We start from the raw sequence: 18,876 nt of genomic DNA on the forward strand, positions 1-18,876 counted from the left end.
GGTGGGCGGACGGGTGAGCGGACCGGTGGGCACGTTCGCCGCCGCCGATCTCGGCGCCACGAGCGGGCGGGTGATGCTCGGCCGGGTCGGGGCCGACCTGCTCGACCTCGTCGAGGTCCACCGCTTCCCCAACACCCCGGTCCGGCTGCCGGACGGGCTGCGCTGGGACGCCCTCGCCCTCTTCCAGGGCGTCCTGGACGGACTGCGGGAGGCGGGCCGCGCGGGACCGGTGACCTCGGTCGGCGTGGACGGGTGGGCGGTGGACTACGGGCTCCTCGACGCGGACGGGGCGCTGCTCGGCGCCCCGTACCACTACCGTGACGCGCGGACCGACGGTGTGGCGCGGGGGGTGTGGGACCGGGTCGGCGGCCCGGCGGAGCTGTACCGGACCACGGGGCTGCAGCATCTGCCCTTCAACACCGTCTTCCAGCTCGCCTCCGCCGCCGGTTCCGCCCAACTGGCGGCGGCCCGAAGACTGTTGCTGATACCGGATCTGATGGTGCACTGGCTGACCGGTTCGCTCGGCGCCGAGGAGACGAACGCCTCCACGACCGGCCTCTTCGACGCCCGCGGCGGGACCTGGTCGGCGGAGCTGCTCGGGCGGCTCGGGCTCGACCCGGGGCTGCTGCCGCCGCTGCGGGCTCCCGGCGAACCGGCGGGCCGGCTGTTGCCGTACGTCTCCGCGTACACCGGGCTCGACGGGTCGACCCCGGTCACGACGGTCGCCTCGCACGACACGGCGTCGGCGGTCGTGGCCGTGCCCGCCACGGAGCCGGACTTCGCGTACATCTCGTGCGGCACCTGGTCGCTGGCCGGTCTGGAGCTCGCGGCCCCGGTGCTGACGGAGGAGGCCCGGGCCGCGAACTTCAGCAACGAGCGGGGGATCGACGGCACCGTCCGCTTCCTGCGCAACACCATGGGCCTGTGGCTGTGGGAGGAGTGCCGCAGGACCTGGGCGGCGCGGGGCCGGCCCGCCGGGCACGAGGAGCTGCTCGCGGAGGCCGAGCGGGCCGAGCCGTTCGTGGCGGTCGTGGACCCCGACGCCCCGGAGTTCCTGGCGCCCGGCGACATGCCGGAGCGGATCCGAGAATTCTGCCGCCGGACGGGTCAGCCGGTGCCGCGGGAGCGGGGCGCGGTGCTCCGCTGCGTCCTGGAGAGCCTGGCCCTCGCGCACCGCCGCACCCTGCGACGGGCCGCCGAGCTCGCCGGCCGGCGCGTCGGCACGGTCCATCTGGTCGGCGGCGGGGCGCGCAACGGCCTGCTGTGCCGGCTGACGGCGGACGCCACCGGTCTGCCCGTCGTCGCGGGGCCCGTCGAGGCCACCGCGCTCGGTAACGTCCTCGTCCAGGCACGGGCGGCGGGCCTGGTCGGCGATCTGCCGTCGATGCGGGCCCTCGTCGCACGGACCCGGCCGACGCTCCGCTACGCACCGCGGGGCGACGGCGCGGCCTGGGACCGGGCGGCCGCCCGGCTCGAACCGTCTGCGAGGATCCCCTGATGCGTGTCGCTCTCTTCGTCACCTGTCTCAACGACGCCCTGTACCCGGCCACGGGGGTGGCCACCGTCCGGCTCCTCGAACGCCTCGGCGTGGCCGTCGACTTCCCGGCGGGCCAGACCTGTTGTGGGCAGCCGCAGTTCAACACGGGCTACCGGCGCGAGACGGAGCCGCTCGTACGGCGGACCGTGCGCGCCTTCGACGGGTACGAGTACGTCGTCACCCCGTCAGGATCGTGCGCGGCCATGGTGCGAGGGCACTACGGGCGGTTCGGCGCGGAGGCGGCGGAGCTCGGCCCCCGGACGTACGAACTGTCGGAGTTCCTGGTCGACGTGCTGGGGGTGACGGACGTCGGCGCGTACTTCCCGCACCGGGTCACCTACCACCCCTCCTGCCACGGCCTGCGGCTGCTCGGACTCGGGGAACGGCCGCGCCGTCTTCTTCAGGCCGTGAAGGGGCTGGACCTGGTGGAGCTGCCCGGGGCGGAGGAGTGCTGTGGCTTCGGCGGCACCTTCGCGGTGAAGAACCCGGACGTGTCGGTGGCGATGGGCGCCGACAAGGTCCGCAACGCCGTCGCGACCGGCGCCGAGGTGCTGTGCGGGGCCGACAGCTCCTGTCTGATGCACCTCGGCGGCATGCTGAGCAGACAGGCGGAGCCGCTGCGGGCCCTGCACCTGGCGGAGATCCTGGCGAGCACGGAGAACGAGCCCTGGGAAAAGGAGTCGGGACGATGAGCGGGGTCTTCGTCGGAATGCCGGCCTTCCCGGAGGCGGCACGGGCGGCCGTGGGCGACCCGACGCTGCGGGCCAACCTGCGGCACGCGACGCACACGATCCGCGACAAACGGGCCCGGGCCGTCGCCGAGCTCGCCGACTGGGCCGAGCTGCGGGAGGCAGGCCGGCGGATCAAGGACCACACGCTGCGTCACCTCGACCGGTACCTGGTGCGGTTGGAGGAGGCGGTCACGGCGGCGGGCGGGACGGTCCACTGGGCCGCCGACGCCGAGGAGGCCAACCGGATCGTGGCGGACCTGGTGAAGGCGACCGGCGAGAGCGAGGTCGTGAAGGTCAAGTCGATGGCCACCCAGGAGACCGGCCTCAACGAGCACCTGGAGGCCGAGGGCATCCGCGCCTACGAGACCGATCTCGCCGAGCTCATCGTCCAGCTGGGCGACGACCGGCCCTCGCACATCCTCGTACCGGCCATCCACCGCAACCGGGGCGAGATCCGCGACATCTTCCGCTCGGAGATGAACGCATGGGGCCGCCCGGCGCCCGACGACCTCACCGACGAGCCCGCCGAGCTCGCCGAGGCCGCCCGGCTTCACCTGCGGGAGAAATTCCTGCGTGCCAAGGTCGGCATCTCCGGTGCCAACTTCATGGTCGCCGAGACCGGCACCCTGGTGGTCGTCGAGTCGGAGGGCAACGGGCGGATGTGCCTGACCCTGCCCGAGACGCTGATCTCCGTCGTCGGCATCGAGAAGGTCGTGCCGACCTGGCGGGACCTGGAGGTCTTCCTGCAGACCCTGCCCCGCTCCTCCACGGCCGAGCGGATGAACCCGTACACGAGCATGTGGACCGGGACGACCGACGAGGACGGGCCGCGCGCCTTCCACCTCGTCCTGCTCGACAACGGCCGCACCGACGTCCTCGCCGACGACATCGGCCGCCAGGCACTGCGCTGCATCCGCTGCTCCGCCTGCCTCAACGTCTGCCCGGTCTACGAGCGGGCCGGCGGCCACGCCTACGGCTCCGTGTATCCGGGCCCCATCGGCGCGATCCTCACCCCCCAGCTGCGCGGCACCACCAGCGCGATCGACGCGTCCCTGCCCTACGCCTCCTCCCTCTGCGGGGCCTGCTACGAGGTGTGCCCGGTCGCCATCGACATCCCCGAGGTCCTCGTCCACCTGCGCGAACGGGTCGCCGAGCAGGGCGGCCCCGGCCATCGCCTCGAACGGGCCGCCGTCAAGGCCGCCGGATGGGTCCTCGACCGGCCGAAGGTCCTCGCCGCCGGAGAGCGCCTCGCCGCCCGCACCCGCGCCCTGCACCCGAAGAACCCGCCGGGCGCCGGCGCCTGGACCGATCACCGTGACCTGCCCGACGTGCCCGCGGAATCCTTCCGCGACTGGTGGAGGAAGAACCGCACATGACCCAGCCCAGCTCCCGGGACCGTGTCCTCGCCCGCGTCCGCGCCGCCGTCGCCGACGCGCCCCGGGCACCCGAGCCGGAGCGCGCCTATCTGGAGCAGCATGTCCCCGACGACCCGGCGGCCGTGCTCGACCTCCTCCACGATAACCTCGCCGACTACCGCGCCCAGGTGCACCGCACACCGGAGAGCGGACTCGCGGAGCTCATCGCCCGGCTGCTCGACGGCCACGGCGCCCGCACCGTCGCCGTACCCCCCGGGCTGCCCGACGCATGGCTGGCCGCCGCCCGGTGTGTCCGGCGCACCGACGACCCGCGCCTCACCCCGTACGAGCTCGACGCCACCGACGCCGTCGTCACCGGCTGCGCCCTGGCGATCGCCGAGACCGGCACGATCGTCCTCGACGGCGGCCCCGCCCAGGGACGCCGCGCGCTCACCCTCGTACCGGACCTCCACCTCTGTGTCGTACGGGCGCCCGATCAGGTCGTCGCGTCCGTCCCCCGGGCCCTGCGCCGCCTCGACCCGACCCGACCGCTGACCTGGATCTCCGGCCCCTCCGCCACCAGTGACATCGAACTCGACCGGGTGGAGGGCGTCCACGGGCCGCGCACCCTCGACGTGCTCCTCGTGACGAGCGGCTGACCGCGCGCCGGCGACAGGCCGACGCGAGGCCGACGACAACGGAAGGAAGGGATGCGCGCCATGCGTCCGATACGTACCCGCGAACCGCTGCCCGTGGTCCTCGCGGGCGCCCGCGGCCACGGCCGCAGTCATCTGCTCGACATCCACCGGCTCGAAGAGCGTGGGCTGGTCCGGCTCGCCGGCGTCTGCGAACTGCGTCCGCTCGACGCGGCCGAGCTCGAGGGCCTCGGGAACCCCCGGCAGTCCGACGACTTCGAGGCGCTGCTCGCCGCCACCGGCGCCCGGATCGCGGTCCTCAGCACCCCGATCCAGACGCACACCGAACTGGCCCTGGCCGCTGCCCGACACGGCGCCCACATCCTCCTGGAGAAGCCGCCCGCCCCGTCGTACGCGGAATTCCGCCGTATGACCACCGGCGTCGAGGCCGCGGGCAGGGCCTGTCAGATCGGCTTCCAGTCGCTCGGCTCGCACGCCGTGCCCGCGATCCGCCGGATGGTCGAGGACGGCGTCATCGGCGAGCTCGTCGGGGTCGGCGCCGCCGGGGCCTGGGTCCGCGACGAGGCCTACTTCCGGCGTGCCCCCTGGGCGGGCCGTCGCCGGCTGAACGGCGCCGACGTCGTCGACGGGGTGCTCACCAACCCCCTCGCCCACGCGGTCGCGACCGCGCTGGCCCTCGCGGGTGCCCCGCGGGCCGAGGACGTCGCCGAGGTGGAGACGGAGCTCCTGCGCGCCAACGCCGTCGAGTCCGACGACACCTCCGCCGTACGGGTCGTGACCACCGCCGGCCACCGGGTCACCGTGGCGGCGACGCTCTGCGCCGAGCGGTCGGCGGAGCCCTACGTCCTCGTGCACGGCACCCGGGGCCGGATCGCCTTCCGCTACCTCACTGACCGGGTCCTCGTGCACCGGGACGGTCACGACGACCCCGTGGTGACCGGGCACGGGCGCACCGGCCTCCTGGAGAACCTGGTCGCGCACGTCACCGAGGGCGATCCGCTGTGGGTGCCGCCGGAGGCGACCGGCGCCTTCATGCGGGTCGTCGAGGCGGTGCGGACCGCGCCCGAGCCCCGCGCACTGCCCGCCGCGCACTGGCGCACCGAGCCCGGCGAGAGCGCCCCGCGCCGGGTCGTCGCGGGGATCGACGCCCTGGTGGAGGAGAGCGCGGCGTCCCTGCGGCTGTTCTCCGAGCTCGGCGCGCCGTGGGCGAAGCCCCGATGAACACCACCGACGCCACGGGCGGCCCTCGCCGGCGAGGGCTGGACCCCGGTGTTCGCCGTGGCGACCGGGACCATCCGCCGCGACCCGTGGTTCGTCCGCGCGGCGAGGCCCGCCTGACGGCACCCCCCGCCCGCGTTTTCCGCTCGGCGCGTCAGAGAAGCTCACCCCTCAGAGAAGAGAGTGACGATGTCCGTCCGTGACACCGTGGAGCCCCGCCCCCGCGCCCTGTTCATCGCCGGTGACTCCACCGCTTCCCAGAAGTACGCCGACGCCGCCCCGGAGACCGGCTGGGGCATGGCGCTCCCGTTCTTCCTGGACGGCACCACACAGGTCGTCAACCACGCGATCAACGGGCGCAGCACCCGCACCTTCCTCGACGAGGGCCGGTTCGATGCGGTCCTGGCGGCGATCCGTCCCGGCGATCTGCTCCTGGTCCAGTTCGGTCACAACGACCAGTCCGACGACCCGACACGCCACACGGACCCGTGGAGCACGTACCAGGACAACCTGCGGCGGTACGTCGAGGGGGCGAGGGACCGGGGCGCGGTGCCGGTCCTCGCGACCCCGGTGGAGCGGCGGCAGTTCGACGGGTCCGGCACGGCCCTGCGCACGCTCGGGGCGTACCCGGAGGCGATGCGCGAGGTGGCGAAGGAGACGGACGTGCCGCTCCTCGACATCGAGGCCGCGTCGCTGGCGCTGTGGCGGGAGCTCGGCCCCGAGGCCACCAAGGCGTACTTCCACTGGACCGCGACCGCGCGGGACAACACGCACTTCGGACCGCGGGGCGCGATCGCGGTGGCCCGGCTGGTGGCGAGGGCCCTGCTGGGCGCCGGGCTCCTCGCCCCCGCCGGGACGCGCCGGCTGGACGACGAGGTCCCGGTGGACCGCATCACCTGGCCCGCTCCCGTGGAGGTCTGAGGCACGGGCCGCGCCCGCCTCCGTCGAACCGTCTTCCCCCTCCCCCGCCTTCTCTCCCGCACAGGAGGACCATGTCCACCGCACCCTGGTACGAAGACGTCTCCCCCTCTCGCGGCGTCCTCCCGCCCCGGGCCCGGTACGACCGCACCGACGCCGCAGCCCTCTCCCTGGACGGCGACTGGGCCTTCCGCCTCTCCCCCGCCGCCGACACCCACGACACCTCCTTCGCCGCCCCGGACTTCGACACGAGCGCGTGGGACACCGTCACCGTGCCCGGGCACTGGGTCCTCCAGGGCAAGGACGGAGCGTACGGGGGCCCGGCCTACACCAACGTCGCCTATCCCTTCCCCGTGGACCCGCCCCACGTGCCCGCCGAGAACCCCACGGGCGACCATGTGCGCCGCTTCGATCTGCCCGAAGGGTGGCCGGCGGCGGGCGGGGCCGTCCTCCGGTTCGACGGGGTGGAGTCCTGCGCCCGGGTCTGGCTCAACGGCACGGAGCTCGGCGACTTCAAGGGCTCCCGGCTGACCCACGAGTTCGCCGTGGGCCCGCTGCTGCGGGCACGGGACAACGTGCTCGCCGTCCGCGTCCACCAGTGGTCCTCCGGCTCCTACCTGGAGGACCAGGACCAGTGGTGGCTGCCGGGGATCTTCCGGAGCGTCATGCTCCTGCACCGGCCGGACGGCGCGCCCGGCGACTTCTTCGTCCACGCCTCGTACGACCACGCCGACGGCACGGGCAGCCTGCGCGTCGACTGCGACGTGCCCGGCCGGGTGACCGTTCCGGAGCTGGGGCTCGACCTCGCGACCGGCGAGACGGCCGTGCTTCCGGTCGAGCCGTGGAGCGCCGAGGTGCCCCGTCTGTACGAGGGCGAGCTGGCGGCCGGCGGGGAGCGGATCGCGCTGCGGATCGGCTTCCGCTCGGTCTACGTCGAGGACGGGGTCCTGAAGGCCAACGGGCGCCGGATCCTCTTCCGGGGTGTGAACCGGCACGAGTTCCACCCCGAGCGGGGCCGCGCCCTGGACCTCGCGACCATGCGCGCGGACGTGGAGCTGATGAAACGTCACCACATCAACGCCGTCCGCACCTCCCACTATCCGCCGCACCCCGCCTTCCTCGACCTGTGCGACGCCTACGGCCTGTGGGTCATCGACGAAGGCGACCTGGAGACCCACGGTTTCGAGGACGTGGGCTGGCGGGGCAACCCCGTGGACGACGAGCGCTGGACGCCCGCCCTGCTCGACCGGGCGGCCCGGCTCGTCGAACGCGACAAGAACCACCCCTCGGTGATCATGTGGTCGCTGGGCAACGAGTGCGGCACCGGCGCCGGGCTCTCCGCGATGGCGGAGTGGATCCACGCGCGAGACCCGGCGCGGCCCGTGCACTACGAGGGCGACCGTTCCTGCCGGGACACCGACGTCTACTCGCGGATGTACGCGCCGCACGCCGAGGTCGAGGAGATCGGCCGACGCGCCGACGACGGCCCCCCGGAGCGCCGCGCACTGCCCTTCATCCTCTGCGAGTACGCGCACGCCATGGGCAACGGGCCCGGTGGGCTCGCCGAGTACCAGCGGCTCTTCGAGACGTACGAGCGCTGCCAGGGCGGCTTCGTGTGGGAGTGGATCGACCACGGCCTGGCGCATCCCGCCCACGGGTACGGCTACGGCGGCGACTTCGGCGAGGAGCTGCACGACGGCAACTTCGTCTGCGACGGGCTGCTCTTCCCGGACCGCACGCCGTCACCGGGCCTGCTGGAGTACAGGAAGGTCATCGAGCCGGTGCGGATCGTCGCCGGGGAGCGGCCGGGCACGGTCGCGGTGACCAACCGGTACGACGTCGCCGACCTCGGCCATCTCGCCTTCTCCTGGTCCCTGCTCGCGGACGGCGAGAGCATCGCCGAAGGAGACCTGGAGGTGCCCGCGCTCACCCCCGGACAGAGCGCGGACGTCCGGCTGCCGCAGCCGCCGGCGGCTCCGGCGGGCGCGGAGACGGTGTGGACCGTACGGGCGGTGCTGGCCCGCGCCACCGCGTGGGCGCCCGCCGGCCACGAGGTGGCCTGGGGCCAGCTCCCCGCCTCGGCGCCCACGACCGGGCCGCGCCCGACCGGCGCCCGGCCGGCCGTGACGGCGGACCGCGTCCGCCTCGGTCCCGGTGTCTTCGACGCCCGCACCGGTGAACCGCTCTCCATCGGCGGCCTCCCCGTCACGGGACCCCGGCTCGACGTGTGGCGGGCGCCGACGGACAACGACGAGGGCGCGCCCTGGCAGCCCGACGTCCGGTACGGCCCGCTGTGGCGCACGCTCGGCCTGCACCGGATGCGGCACCGCACCGACGAGGTGCGCGTCGAGGACGACGGCCTCGTGGTGCGGTCCCGGGTGGCGCCCGCCGCCCGTGACGTCGGCCTGCGCACCACGTACCGCTGGACGTCGGACGGCACGGCGCTCGGCCTGCGCGTCGAGGTCGAGCCCGAGGGGGCCTGGACGGTGCCGCTGCCCCGGCTCGGCGTCCGGCTCGGCCTGCCTGCCGCCTTCGACCGGGTGGTCTGGTACGGGGGCGGGCCCGGCGAGGCGTACCCGGACACGCGGGCCGCGGCCCGGCTGGGCCGCTGGGAGTCGACGGTGGCCGGGCTGCAGACGCCGTATGTGCGTCCGCAGGAGAACGGGGCGCGGATCGACACCCGGTGGCTGACCCTGTCCGACGGGACCGCCGGGCTACGGGTCGAGGGCACGCCGGCGTTCTGGTTCACGGCCCGCCGCTGGACGACGGAGCAGCTGGACGCGGCCGCCCACCGCGCCGACCTGGTGCCGGGCGACACGCTCTGGCTGCACCTGGACCACGCCCAGCACGGCATCGGCTCGCAGTCCTGCGGCCCCGGCGTGCTGCCCGCACACCGCCTGGAGGCGGTGCCGGCCGTCTTCTCCTTCGCCTTCTCGGAAGTCGCGTAGGGGCCGCGGCCCCGGGGTCAGCGGATGAGCACGTCCGGGACGATCCCCCGGGCCCGCAGTTCCTCGGCGACGAGTGCGGCGAACTCGGTGGCGCCGCGCGCCGAGGTGTGGGTGTTGTCCCGCTTCTCCGCCGTCAGGTAGAGCGCCTTGGACGCCTCGGGGCCCCGTTCCTCGACCCGCGCCTTGGTGAGGGCGGTGAGGTCGATCAGCGGGGTGCCGAGCGCGCCGGCCAGGGACCGGATCTCGGCCGGGTGGTCGACGCCGAGGCCGTTGACGAGCAGGGCGGTGCCGTTGTCCAGGGTGCCGTCGGGGTTGAACCAGCGGCGGACGATCGGGGTGACGAGCACCGGTTCGCCGCCCTTGGCCCGTACCCGCTCGACCATGGCCGTGAGATTGGCCCGGTAGGTGGCCGCGTCCGTCTGCTTGTCGTTGTGGGCGAGCTGGACGAGCACGGCGTCCCCGGGCCGTAGCGCGGCCTCCACCCGGGCGAACAGAGCGGGATTCCCGAGATAGGTGACCGTGCTCTCCCCGGAATCGGCGTGGTTGGCGACCGCGATCCCACGCCGCAGGTGCGCGGGCAGCATCTGCCCCCACCCCGTGTACGGCTCACCCGGCTGGTCGCACACCGTCGAGTCCCCGACCAGGAAGAGCCGGCGGGCAGCGGGCGCCGGGGTGACCCGCAGCGAGGTCACCCGCGGAGCGCCACCTCCGACGACCAGATCGAGGCCGGGACTTCCCGTCGCCCCCGTCGGTTCCCCTTCCGGCTCGCGGACGTCGACGGTGACCGAGCGCCTCAGCCGCTCGCCCGCCCCGGTGGCGGTCTCGGCGAGCAGGGCACGCCGGGTCTCGCCGGTGATCGCGGTCGTCCCGGCGGTCTCGCCGCCGAGGGTCACGGTGACGTCGTACGTACCGGGGCCGACGTCGAAGTGGCAGGCGAGCGAGCCCCCGGCGGCAGGCGCACAGCGGTCGAGCCCCTGGCCGTAGGGCCCGTCGGCGTGAACCGCCGGTGCCATGGCCAGAGCCCCGAGCAGCGTCACGGCCGCGGCGAGCAGCGCGGTCTTCCTCATCGTGGTCCTTTCCTCTCGGTCGCGGGTCACCTGGGGAGGTGGTCGCCGACGAGGGCGAGGTTCTGGATGGCGGCGAGCCCGTACAGGGCGGTGGTGTTGGTGCTGATCCACAGGTGCTCGTAGCCGGGTTCGAGGGCGTCGGGGCCCTCGACGGGCGTCTTGTCCCACACCATGGCGGCGGTGTAGCCGTCGCTCCGCTCGAACTTCGCCCAGGCGCGCCGGGCGAGCTGTGCGTCGTTCAGCTGGGCCGCCGCGTAGGCGTCCTGGCGCGAGTGGCCCTGGAAGAGCAGCAGGGTGCCGAAGTTCTGCCCGTAGCGGGCGGCCTGCTCGGCCTTGGTGGCGTTGAAGTAGCGGCAGTAGTCCAGCCATGCCTCCTTGAAGGCGGGCATGTCGACAAGGTCGATGAGCTCGGCGCACATCTCGACCAGGCCGAACATCGCGGACAGGTGCGAGACCCCGACCGCGGGCTTCTCGGCGACGGCGAACCTGCCGGTGTCCAGGTCGTAGAGGCCGGTGCCCTGGACGAAGCCGTTGGGCTGGGCGGCGATGGTCTCCATGGTGGAGCGCAGCCGCGCCTCGGCCTTGGCGGCCTTGGGTCCGCCGCGTTCCCACTCGGTCAGCCAGGCCGCGGCGAGGCCGCTCCAGTCGGTGCCGAAGCCGATGGACAGGGCGTGCCGGTCCGGGGTGTAGGGCTCGGTGCGGATCTTGCGGATGGGGTCGAGGGCGAGGAAGGTCTCGTCGGAGTCGACGAGGTCGTGCATGAGGTCGCCGACGCGTTCGTCGGCGGTGAGGAAGTAGTAGGGCCGGCGGTACACGGCGGTGGAGATCCGCTGCTGCTTGGCGCTGTCGGCGAAGTGCTGCACACCGTGCCGGGTCCCAAGGCCCGCCCAGGTGCCCAGGTGGTAGACGTCCACCTCCCCGGTGTGCCGGGTCATGGCCTCGGCGAACCGGAAGACGTCCGCGCGGCCGGACCGCAGGTAGGCGTACCAGAGCCACAGGTCGGGCGAGAGCTCCGAGTTGTCCCAGGCGTAGCCGCCGACGTCGTACCGCCACTGGTGCCGGTCCTCGTCGTAGGTGTGCATGATGTCGCCGTAGTCCCAGAAGCCGTACCAGCGGCGCTGCTCTACCTGGTCCTTGTAATAGGCGAAGAGGTAGTCGAGGCGGTCCTCGATCGTCGCCCTGGCCGGCGTCGAGCGGTCGACGGGCGAGAACAGTCCGCCGAAGACACCGGCACGCACCAGGTCCTCCGGGGCGACGGCGAGCTGCGGCGGGGTGCGGACGGCGGCGGCCTGGGCGACGAGGGTGTGGGCGCCGGGGGTGGCGGCGTTGGCCCAAAACATCAGCTCGCTGGTCCGGGCGATGCCGTACGGGGTGCCGAAGCCGGGCTCGTGGTCCTCGTAGGTGATGTTGAGGCCCTCGAGCTGCTCCGGGTAGGTGTCCTGCCCCATGCCGTCGTGGTAGAAGCGCAGGTCCATGGGCTGGGCGTCGGGCGACCAGAGCCAGAGGGTGACCTCGGCCTCGTCGCCGGCGGCGCCCCGGATGTCGAGCTGGGCGGGGTGCTTCTGCCAGAAGTCGCGCAGCCCGAACGAAAGCCCGCCGCTGACCCCACCGACATAGCCGAAGCCGCCCGCTCGCCGCCCTCCGCCGGCCGGGATCCAGCCGTGACCGGGCTTGGTGCGCTTGCGGATCGCGAAGCCGTCCGCGGAGAGCTGGGAGAGGGTGTAGTCGCCCCAGGTGGGGACGTACTGCAGCCGGCTGGTGACGCGCTGGTCCCAGGTGGCGGGGTCGGGCAGCTTCTCGCCCTTGACCTGGGCCTTGCGCACGGCGGCACCCGGGTCGCGGCGCAGCCCGGTGATGCCCTTGACGGCCTCGGTGAGGAACCCGTCGTCCTGTCCCGCCAGACGGATGTGCCGGTCGTGAGCGGCGTCCCTCATGGGGACGCTGAACCGCACCCCGAGCCCCCGGATGAAGTCCTTGTTCTGATCTCCGTCATACACAATCGTATGGACCATCCGGAACGACTCCGCTCCGCCGTGGAAGTACAACCGCACGGAGAACGGCAGCCATCTGCGGCTTCCCTTCCGGTGCTTCCCGTCGATACGCACGACGGCCCGCACCGGCCCGGTCTGTTCGACGACGGCGCCGGAGATCTCGCCGTCGAACCGCTCCCACTTGGCGTTGCCCTGGTCGCCGTCGTCGAGGTCGCTCTGACGGAGCAGGACGAGCCGGCCGTCCGTGGCGATCTTCACGCCGTCCCGGGTGACGGACTCGACGAGCTTCCGCCCGTCCTTCCCGACCACCACCCGCACCACCCCGGTGTCCACCGCGATCGTCCGGTCCGTCTCGGCGACGGAAACAGGCCGCGCGGCGGCAGCTGGCGCCCCCGCCTCCAGCCGGAACCGCTCCCCCCCCCGTTCCGGCCCGACCGCGTGGGCGGTCCACTTCAACGATCCGTCGGGCCAGCGGGCGGTCGTCCAGGTCTGTACGGGGACGGGGGTGCCGTCGGCGGTGGTGAGGGCGAACTCCCGGTCGGCGGGGTGGACGCCCTTGGGCCAGGCGGCGCCGAAGGTCGAGCCTCCGGCGGCTCCGAGGCCGCCGGGCTCCAGCCAGCTCACGGTGGCGGGCCGATCGGGTTCGGCGGCCCGGGCCCGGTCGCGCCCGAGCACCCAGCTGAACTGGGCGGCGGCACCGGCGACGGCGGCGGCCTTCAGGAGGGAGCGGCGGGGTATGGCGGACATGAACGGTCCTTTCGACGGAGGACGAACGGAAGCGGGGGACGGCCCCTGGGCGGCCCACGCGGCAGCACGGACGGGGGGACCAAACCGGGACCGGGGCGCGACGATCCGGCCCTCACGCCGGGAGCGTGCGGAAATGATCAGGCGGCAGCGAGCACGCCACCGCGCCGCTCGACCGCGAGCGTCCCGGCGACGACGAGACCGAGGGCCGGCACCGCCAGCGGCGCCGCGAGCCACCCCGAGACGGCGACGACGGCGAACCCGCAGACGACGAGGAGGGATCCGGCCGGATCCCGCAGGGTCCGGCGGGCGGCGGCCGCGAGCAGCCCGCGCCAGCGGGCTCCGGGCCGCCAGGCGGTACAGGCCCGCAGCAGCCCGACCGCGCCCCCGAGCGCCACCAGGATCCCGAGCGCCCCCACCACCCGACCGCCCGGCACCGGCACCGCCCGGACCAGCGCGAGGTCGACCCACAACAGCGCGAGGACGCCCCAGAACCCGAGCCCCACGCCCCACCCACCCCGCACCGTCGCCGCCCGCAGCTCGGCGGCGAAGGACCGCAGCCCGGTCTCCTCGTCCGCGGTCCACCGTCGCAGGTGCCCCGCACCGGCGACGAGCGCCCCCGGCAGGGTGACGAGCGGGAGCGCGGCGAGGGCCATCCACACCCCGACGAGGAGGCATTCGGCGAAGACCCCGAACCGGGCTGCGTACCGGGCCGGGAAGCCGCCCTTCATCCCTTGAGTCCCGAGGTCGCCATGCCGTCGATGAGGTACCGCTGGAAGGCGAGGAAGAACGCGAGCACCGGCAGCAGCGCCACGAGCGACATCGCGATCATGCCGCCGTAGTTGGCGATGCCGTCCTGGTCGACGAACATTTTCAGCCCGAGCGAAACGGTGTATTTCTCGGGCTCGTTGAGGTAGATCAGCGGGCCGAGGAAATCGTTCCACGCGTTGATGAAGGTGAAGATGGCGCTGGTGATGAGCGCCGGCCGGCACAGCGGCAGGACGATGGACCAGTAGATCCGCAGGTGCCCGCAGCCGTCGAGGCGCGCCGCCTCGTCCAGTTCCCTCGGCAGTCCGCGCATGAACTGGAGCATGAGGAAGACGAAGAAGGCGTCCGTGGCGAGGTACTTGCCGAGCAGCAGCGGCGTGTAGGTGTTGATGAGCTCGAGCTTCTGGAACAGCACGTACTGCGGGATCAGCAGCACGTGGTACGGAAGCAGGAGGGTGCCGATCATCAGCGTGAAGAGCAGCCCCCGGCCCGCGAAGCGGACCTTGGCGAAGGCGTACGCGGCGAGCGAGCTGGAGAGCAGCACCCCGGCCACGGAACCGACCGCGAGCAGCAGCGAATTGGTGAAGAAGGTGGTGATGGGTATGTCGGCGATGCCCTCGGCGAGGCGCCGGTAGTTGTCGGTGAGGGGTTCGGTGGGGAAGAGGTCGAGGCTGCCGACGATCTCGTCGTTGGGTTTGAAGGAGCCGCCGATGACCCAGAGCACCGGGTAGAGGACGACCGCGAGGACGGCGAGGGCACCGAGGTGCCAGACGAGCGACCCGGCCCGTCGGGCGGGAGCGGTGCGCGGGGCCCCTGTTCCTGCGAGGCTCATCGGCCTGCCTCCTCGTAGTGCACCCAGCGCCGCTGGGACCAGAACAGGACGGCGGTGACGAGGCCGACGGCGAGCAGCAGCATCCAGGCCATCGCGGAGGCCAGGCCCATGCGGCTGTTCTCGAAGCCCTGGATGTAGAGGTAGCAGGTGTAGACGAGGGTGCCGTCGGCGGGGCCGCAGGCGTTGCCCTGGCTGCCGATGATGTAGGCGGAGCCGAAGATCTGGAAGGAGTGGATGGTCTCGAGGAGCACGTTGAAGAAGAGCACCGGGGAGATCATGGGCAGGGTGATGCTCCAGAACCGGCGCCAGGGGCCGGCGCCGTCGACCTGTGCCGCCTCGTACAGCTCGCGGGGGACCTGCTTGAGTCCGGCGAGGAAGATGACCATCGGGGCGCCGAACTGCCAGACGGTCAGGGCCACAAGGGCATAGATGATCTTGTCGGGGTCGCCGATCCAGCCGCCGGGGTCGAGTCCGAAGGCCTGCTGCGCGCGGTCGACGGGCGCGCCGTCGGCGAAGAGGGCCCGCCAGACGATGGCGATGGAGACGCTGGCGCCGATGAGCGAGGGCAGGTAGAAGGCGGCGCGGTAGAAGCCCTGGGCGCGCCTGTTCTGGTTGAGGAGCAGGGCGACGCCGAGGGCGGCGGCCAGCTTCAGCGGGGTGCCGATGACGACGTACCAGCTGGTGATCTCGACGGAGGTGCGCCAGCGGGGGTCGCCGAACATCTCGGTGAAGTTGTCGAGACCGATCCACCGCGGGGCGTCGAAGAGGTTGTAGTCGGTGAAGGAGAAGTAGAGGGAGGCCGCCATGGGTCCCGCGGTGAGCAGCAGGAAGCCCGCTATCCAGGGGGACATGAAGAGGTAGCCGGCGAGGTTCTCGCGACCGGCCGCCGCGGGGCGCGGGGCGGGTGTCGGTGCGGGGGTCACGGCGGTGTCCATCAGACCGTGAGGGCCGTCTTCGCCTCGGTGAAGAACTGCTTCACCGCGTCGGCGACGGGCCTCGTGCCCAGGGACATCTCCTCGGCGAGCCGCAGGAACGCGGTCTCGCAGACGTCGGCGCCGGCCGGGTGCGGGGTGATGGGTTCCAGGACACGGGTCTCGACGAGCTGCTTCTCGTACGCGGCGATCTGCCGGCCGACCGGGTCGGTGGGCACGTACGCCTGGTACTGGGCCTCGGTGGCCGGGACACCGCGGTCGTAGCCCATGATCCTGCCGACCTCGGGGTCGTGGACCATGAAGTCGATGAACCGGGCGACTTCCTTGGGGTGCTTGGTGCGCCGGGAGGCGCTGAGCATGAGCGAGCCGAGGTACTGGCCGGTCTTGCGGCCGTCGGTGGTGGGTATGGGGGCGAGGCCGTACCGGCTCTTGCCCTCGGAGGTGTAGCGGACGGTGAAGTTGTCCCAGGTGAACTCGCAGGCGGCGAGTTCGGCGGCGACGGCCGACTTGGGCTTGGCCTGGATGGTCTTCTTCGGGTCGGCGTAGACGCCTGCCCGGACGCGCTGGAAGGCCTTGTTCCACCAGTCGGTGAGGTCGGCCTCGGTGAAGCCGAGTCCGGAGGCGGTGAAGAAGGCCTTGCCGTGCTGGCGGAGGTAGAGGTCGTACAGGTACATGATTCCGTAGGGGCCCGCGTCGCCGGCCCGGCCCTGGCTCTCCTGGATCCTGGCCAGCGCGTCGTGGTACTCGTCCCAGGTCCAGCCGGGCCTGGGGGTGATCCTGGCCTTGGTCAAGACGGCCTGGTCGACGACGAGGGCCATGGAGTTGCTGCCGACGGGGACGCCGAGCAGCTTGCCGTCGATGTCGCCGAACTTCTCCAGGCCGGCGCGGAATCCCTCGAGGCGGAGGTTCCCGGCCCGGACCTGCTCGCGCAGGTCCAGGAGCACGTTCTTCTTGTCGTACTTGCGCAGGAAGCCGATGGCGTTCTGGAAGACGTCCGGCGGGTTCCCGCCCGACGCCTGGGTGTTGAACTTCTTCCAGAAGTCGGCGTAGGGCTGGAAGTCGGTCTTGATCCTGATCTTCGGGTGCTTCTTCTCGAAGAGGGCGATCGACCGGTTGATCCGCTTGGCCCGGTCGTCGGAGCCCCACCAGGCATACCGGAGGGTGACGGTGCCGCCCTCGGAGCCGGAGCCGCCTCCGCAGCCCGCCGCGGTCAGGCCGAGGGCCGCCGCCGAGCCGCCCGTGACCTTCAGCAGACTCCGACGCCCAACAGTGCCATGAGTACGCACAGTTCGTCCTCCCGCGCGTGATTAGAACGTTTCAGGAAAGCGCTTGCTGGGACAAAGTAGGGTCGCCCACCGGTCACGTCAACGCTTGGGACCGATCTTTCGCGGTGTGTGACGGCTCCGCCGCCGCTTCGTTGTGAAAGGATTCAAAAGGGAGGTCGTTCAGGCGAGGCGAAGAACGTTCCACGACATCGGCTCCAGGACCGCCCGCAGCCGTCCGTCCTCGACCGTGGCGCCCTCCACGGCGTGCGGCACGACCCGCTCCGGCTCGTCGAGGGTGTTGCGGGCCTCGGGGTCCGCGTCGGCGAGCGCGGTGTGCTCCACGACCCGGCTCACGTCCAGTCCGCGCAGCACCACTTCCAGCGGCAGCGGCGCGTGCCGGTCGCGGTTCACGGCGAAGACGGTCACGCCCCCGTCCTCGCCGCGCACGGCCGTGGCGTGCAGCAGCGACACGTCCCCGTAGCGGCGGGTGGTGTACGTGGGCGCCTCCACGCGGACGTCGAGCACCGTGCCGCGCCCGTACCGGGATGCCTGGGCGAAGGGGAAGAAGGTGGTCTGGCGCCAGGCCGGGCCGCCGGGCTCGGTCATGATCGGGGCGATCACGTTGACGAGCTGGGCGAGGCAGGCCACGGCGATCCGGTCGGCGTGGCGGAGCAGGGAGATGAGGAGGCTGCCGAGGACGACGGCGTCGGTGACGGTGTAGACGTCCTCCAGGAGCCGGGGCGCCTCCTGCCAGTCCGTGAAGGGGTGCGGGTTGGGCCGGCGCTGGTACCAGACGTTCCACTCGTCGAAGGACAGCGTGAGCCTCTTCGGCGACTTGAGCCGGGCGCCGACGTGGTCGCAGGTGGCGATCACCTCCCGGATGAAGGCCTCCATGTGGACGGCGGAGGCGAGGAAGGAGCCGCGGTCGCCGTCGAGTTCCTCGTAGTAGGCGTGCAGCGAGACGTGGTCGACGACCTCGTACGTCTCCTCCAGGACGGTGGCCTCCCAGGCGGCGAAGGTCGGCAGGTCGCGGGCCGAGCTGCCGCAGACGACGAGTTCGAGGCCGGGGTCGATCTGCCGCAGCGCGCGGGCGGTCTGGGCGGCGAGCCGGCCGTACTCGGCGGCCGTCTTGTGGCCGGTCTGCCAGGTGCCGTCCATCTCGTTGCCGAGGCACCAGAGGCGGATGCCGAAGGGGTCCTTGTCGCCGTGGGCGATCCGGCGGTCGGAGAGCTCGGTGCCGCCGGGGTGGTTGGCGTACTCGACGAGGTCCATGGCCTCCGCGACGCCGCGGGTGCCGAGGTTGAGCGCCATCATCGGCTCGGTTCCCGGACCGGCCTTGCGCAGGAAGGTCATGAACTCGCTCAGTCCGAAGCGATTGCTCTCAATCGACCGCCAGGCGACGTCGAGCCGGCGCGGCCGCCGGTCGACCGGGCCGACGCCGTCCTCCCAGCGGTATCCGGAGACGAAGTTGCCACCGGGGTACCGCACGGCGGTGACGCCGAGCTCGCGGACGAGCTCCAGGACGTCGGTGCGCAGTCCGTCCTCGTCGGCGGCCGGGTGCCCCGGCTCGTGGATGCCGGTGTGGACACAGCGCCCGAGGTGCTCCACGAAGGAGCCGAAGAGGCGGGGATCGACGGGACCGACGGTGAAGTCGGGGTCGAGGGCGAAACGGGCGGTGCGAGTGGCGCGTTCGATGCGCTCAGGGCGCTCAGTGCGGGGCACGCGATTCCCTCTCGTTCGATATTTCGACCAACGGCCGTATGTCCGAACGAAAACGTAGGAGCGGAGTCTCCTCGCGTCAATGGATCAGCGGGGAATCAGCGCGGGCTCAGCGGGAGTTGGGCGGCAATGCCGAAGCCCGGCCCCGGAGGTACCGGGGCCGGGCGACGGCGAAGCGGGGGCAGGATCACATGA

At 72.6% G+C, this 18,876-nt stretch carries 14 protein-coding genes; 7 read left to right on the top strand and 7 right to left on the bottom strand.

Annotation, left to right across the window (positions count from 1 at the left end; genetic code table 11):
• The first annotated feature begins 13 nt into the window (after positions 1-13).
• The 7 genes from ACFY7C_RS02165 (at position 14) to ACFY7C_RS02195 (ending at position 9,363) form a co-directional block, all read left to right on the top strand.
• Positions 14-1,498: a rhamnulokinase family protein gene (locus ACFY7C_RS02165; protein ID WP_389642358.1), complete on the top strand. Its 1,485-nt coding sequence runs from the start codon at positions 14-16 to the stop codon at positions 1,496-1,498.
• Positions 1,498-2,229, top strand: coding sequence for a (Fe-S)-binding protein (locus ACFY7C_RS02170; RefSeq protein WP_389642361.1), 732 nt, complete (start codon positions 1,498-1,500; stop codon positions 2,227-2,229). Before ACFY7C_RS02165 ends, ACFY7C_RS02170 begins: the two co-directional genes overlap by 1 nt.
• The gene (locus ACFY7C_RS02175; protein ID WP_389642364.1) at positions 2,226-3,644 is read left to right on the top strand and encodes a LutB/LldF family L-lactate oxidation iron-sulfur protein; all 1,419 of its coding nucleotides are present in this window, start codon (positions 2,226-2,228) and stop codon (positions 3,642-3,644) included. Before ACFY7C_RS02170 ends, ACFY7C_RS02175 begins: the two co-directional genes overlap by 4 nt.
• The gene (locus ACFY7C_RS02180; protein ID WP_389642367.1) at positions 3,641-4,282 is read left to right on the top strand and encodes a lactate utilization protein C; all 642 of its coding nucleotides are present in this window, start codon (positions 3,641-3,643) and stop codon (positions 4,280-4,282) included. Before ACFY7C_RS02175 ends, ACFY7C_RS02180 begins: the two co-directional genes overlap by 4 nt.
• 60 nt (positions 4,283-4,342) lie before the next feature.
• Positions 4,343-5,500, top strand: a complete 1,158-nt coding sequence (locus tag ACFY7C_RS02185) for a Gfo/Idh/MocA family protein (protein WP_389642370.1) — start codon at positions 4,343-4,345, stop codon at positions 5,498-5,500.
• 186 nt (positions 5,501-5,686) lie between these two features.
• On the top strand, positions 5,687-6,418 hold the full coding sequence (locus tag ACFY7C_RS02190) for a rhamnogalacturonan acetylesterase (RefSeq protein WP_389642373.1): 732 nt from the start codon (positions 5,687-5,689) through the stop codon (positions 6,416-6,418).
• A 71-nt stretch (positions 6,419-6,489) separates the two neighbouring features.
• Positions 6,490-9,363, top strand: a complete 2,874-nt coding sequence (locus ACFY7C_RS02195) for a glycoside hydrolase family 2 TIM barrel-domain containing protein (RefSeq protein WP_389642376.1) — start codon at positions 6,490-6,492, stop codon at positions 9,361-9,363.
• Between the two features lie 17 nt (positions 9,364-9,380).
• Here ACFY7C_RS02195 and ACFY7C_RS02200 read toward each other — a convergent pair whose 3' ends face one another.
• The 7 genes from ACFY7C_RS02200 to ACFY7C_RS02230 all read right to left on the bottom strand — a co-directional run bounded on the left by ACFY7C_RS02200 (position 9,381) and on the right by ACFY7C_RS02230 (position 18,684).
• Positions 9,381-10,430 carry a rhamnogalacturonan acetylesterase gene (locus tag ACFY7C_RS02200; RefSeq protein WP_389642379.1) on the bottom strand — a complete coding sequence of 350 codons (1,050 nt, stop codon included), beginning with the start codon at positions 10,428-10,430 and terminating at the stop codon, positions 9,381-9,383.
• A gap of 26 nt (positions 10,431-10,456) precedes the next feature.
• A complete protein-coding gene (locus tag ACFY7C_RS02205; RefSeq protein WP_389642382.1) occupies positions 10,457-13,168 on the bottom strand; it encodes a Tat pathway signal sequence domain protein in 2,712 nt (903 codons plus the stop codon).
• Positions 13,169-13,305: 137 nt separating this feature from the next.
• On the bottom strand, positions 13,306-13,896 hold the full coding sequence (locus tag ACFY7C_RS02210) for a hypothetical protein (RefSeq protein WP_389642384.1): 591 nt from the start codon (positions 13,894-13,896) through the stop codon (positions 13,306-13,308).
• On the bottom strand, positions 13,893-14,765 hold the full coding sequence (locus ACFY7C_RS02215; RefSeq protein WP_389642387.1) for a carbohydrate ABC transporter permease: 873 nt from the start codon (positions 14,763-14,765) through the stop codon (positions 13,893-13,895). Before ACFY7C_RS02215 ends, ACFY7C_RS02210 begins: the two co-directional genes overlap by 4 nt.
• Positions 14,762-15,700: a carbohydrate ABC transporter permease gene (locus ACFY7C_RS02220; RefSeq protein ID WP_389642390.1), complete on the bottom strand. Its 939-nt coding sequence runs from the start codon at positions 15,698-15,700 to the stop codon at positions 14,762-14,764. Before ACFY7C_RS02220 ends, ACFY7C_RS02215 begins: the two co-directional genes overlap by 4 nt.
• Entirely contained in the window at positions 15,700-16,983 is a 1,284-nt protein-coding gene (locus ACFY7C_RS02225) for an ABC transporter substrate-binding protein (protein WP_389642393.1), read from the bottom strand. The genes ACFY7C_RS02220 and ACFY7C_RS02225 overlap by 1 nt, the downstream gene beginning before the upstream one ends.
• Before the next feature lie 159 nt (positions 16,984-17,142).
• Complete coding sequence (locus ACFY7C_RS02230) at positions 17,143-18,684, bottom strand: alpha-N-arabinofuranosidase (RefSeq protein ID WP_389642396.1); 1,542 nt, start codon at positions 18,682-18,684, stop codon at positions 17,143-17,145.
• Positions 18,685-18,876: the final 192 nt, after the last annotated feature.

This window comes from Streptomyces sp. NPDC012769 (assembly GCF_042901205.1).
Lineage (GTDB): Bacteria > Actinomycetota > Actinomycetes > Streptomycetales > Streptomycetaceae > Streptomyces.

Bases quoted from the DNA above. Each gene is read 5' to 3' on its own strand.
- ACFY7C_RS02170 (WP_389642361.1), top strand. From the start codon at position 1,498: ATGCGTGTCGCTCTCTTCGTCACCTGTCTCAACGACGCCCTGTACCCG.
- ACFY7C_RS02175 (WP_389642364.1), top strand. From the start codon at position 2,226: ATGAGCGGGGTCTTCGTCGGAATGCCGGCCTTCCCGGAGGCGGCACGG.
- ACFY7C_RS02180 (WP_389642367.1), top strand. From the start codon at position 3,641: ATGACCCAGCCCAGCTCCCGGGACCGTGTCCTCGCCCGCGTCCGCGCC.
- ACFY7C_RS02185 (WP_389642370.1), top strand. From the start codon at position 4,343: ATGCGTCCGATACGTACCCGCGAACCGCTGCCCGTGGTCCTCGCGGGC.
- ACFY7C_RS02190 (WP_389642373.1), top strand. From the start codon at position 5,687: ATGTCCGTCCGTGACACCGTGGAGCCCCGCCCCCGCGCCCTGTTCATC.
- ACFY7C_RS02195 (WP_389642376.1), top strand. From the start codon at position 6,490: ATGTCCACCGCACCCTGGTACGAAGACGTCTCCCCCTCTCGCGGCGTC.
- ACFY7C_RS02200 (WP_389642379.1), bottom strand. From the start codon at position 10,430: ATGAGGAAGACCGCGCTGCTCGCCGCGGCCGTGACGCTGCTCGGGGCT.
- ACFY7C_RS02205 (WP_389642382.1), bottom strand. From the start codon at position 13,168: ATGTCCGCCATACCCCGCCGCTCCCTCCTGAAGGCCGCCGCCGTCGCC.
- ACFY7C_RS02210 (WP_389642384.1), bottom strand. From the start codon at position 13,896: ATGAAGGGCGGCTTCCCGGCCCGGTACGCAGCCCGGTTCGGGGTCTTC.
- ACFY7C_RS02215 (WP_389642387.1), bottom strand. From the start codon at position 14,765: ATGAGCCTCGCAGGAACAGGGGCCCCGCGCACCGCTCCCGCCCGACGG.
- ACFY7C_RS02220 (WP_389642390.1), bottom strand. From the start codon at position 15,700: ATGGACACCGCCGTGACCCCCGCACCGACACCCGCCCCGCGCCCCGCG.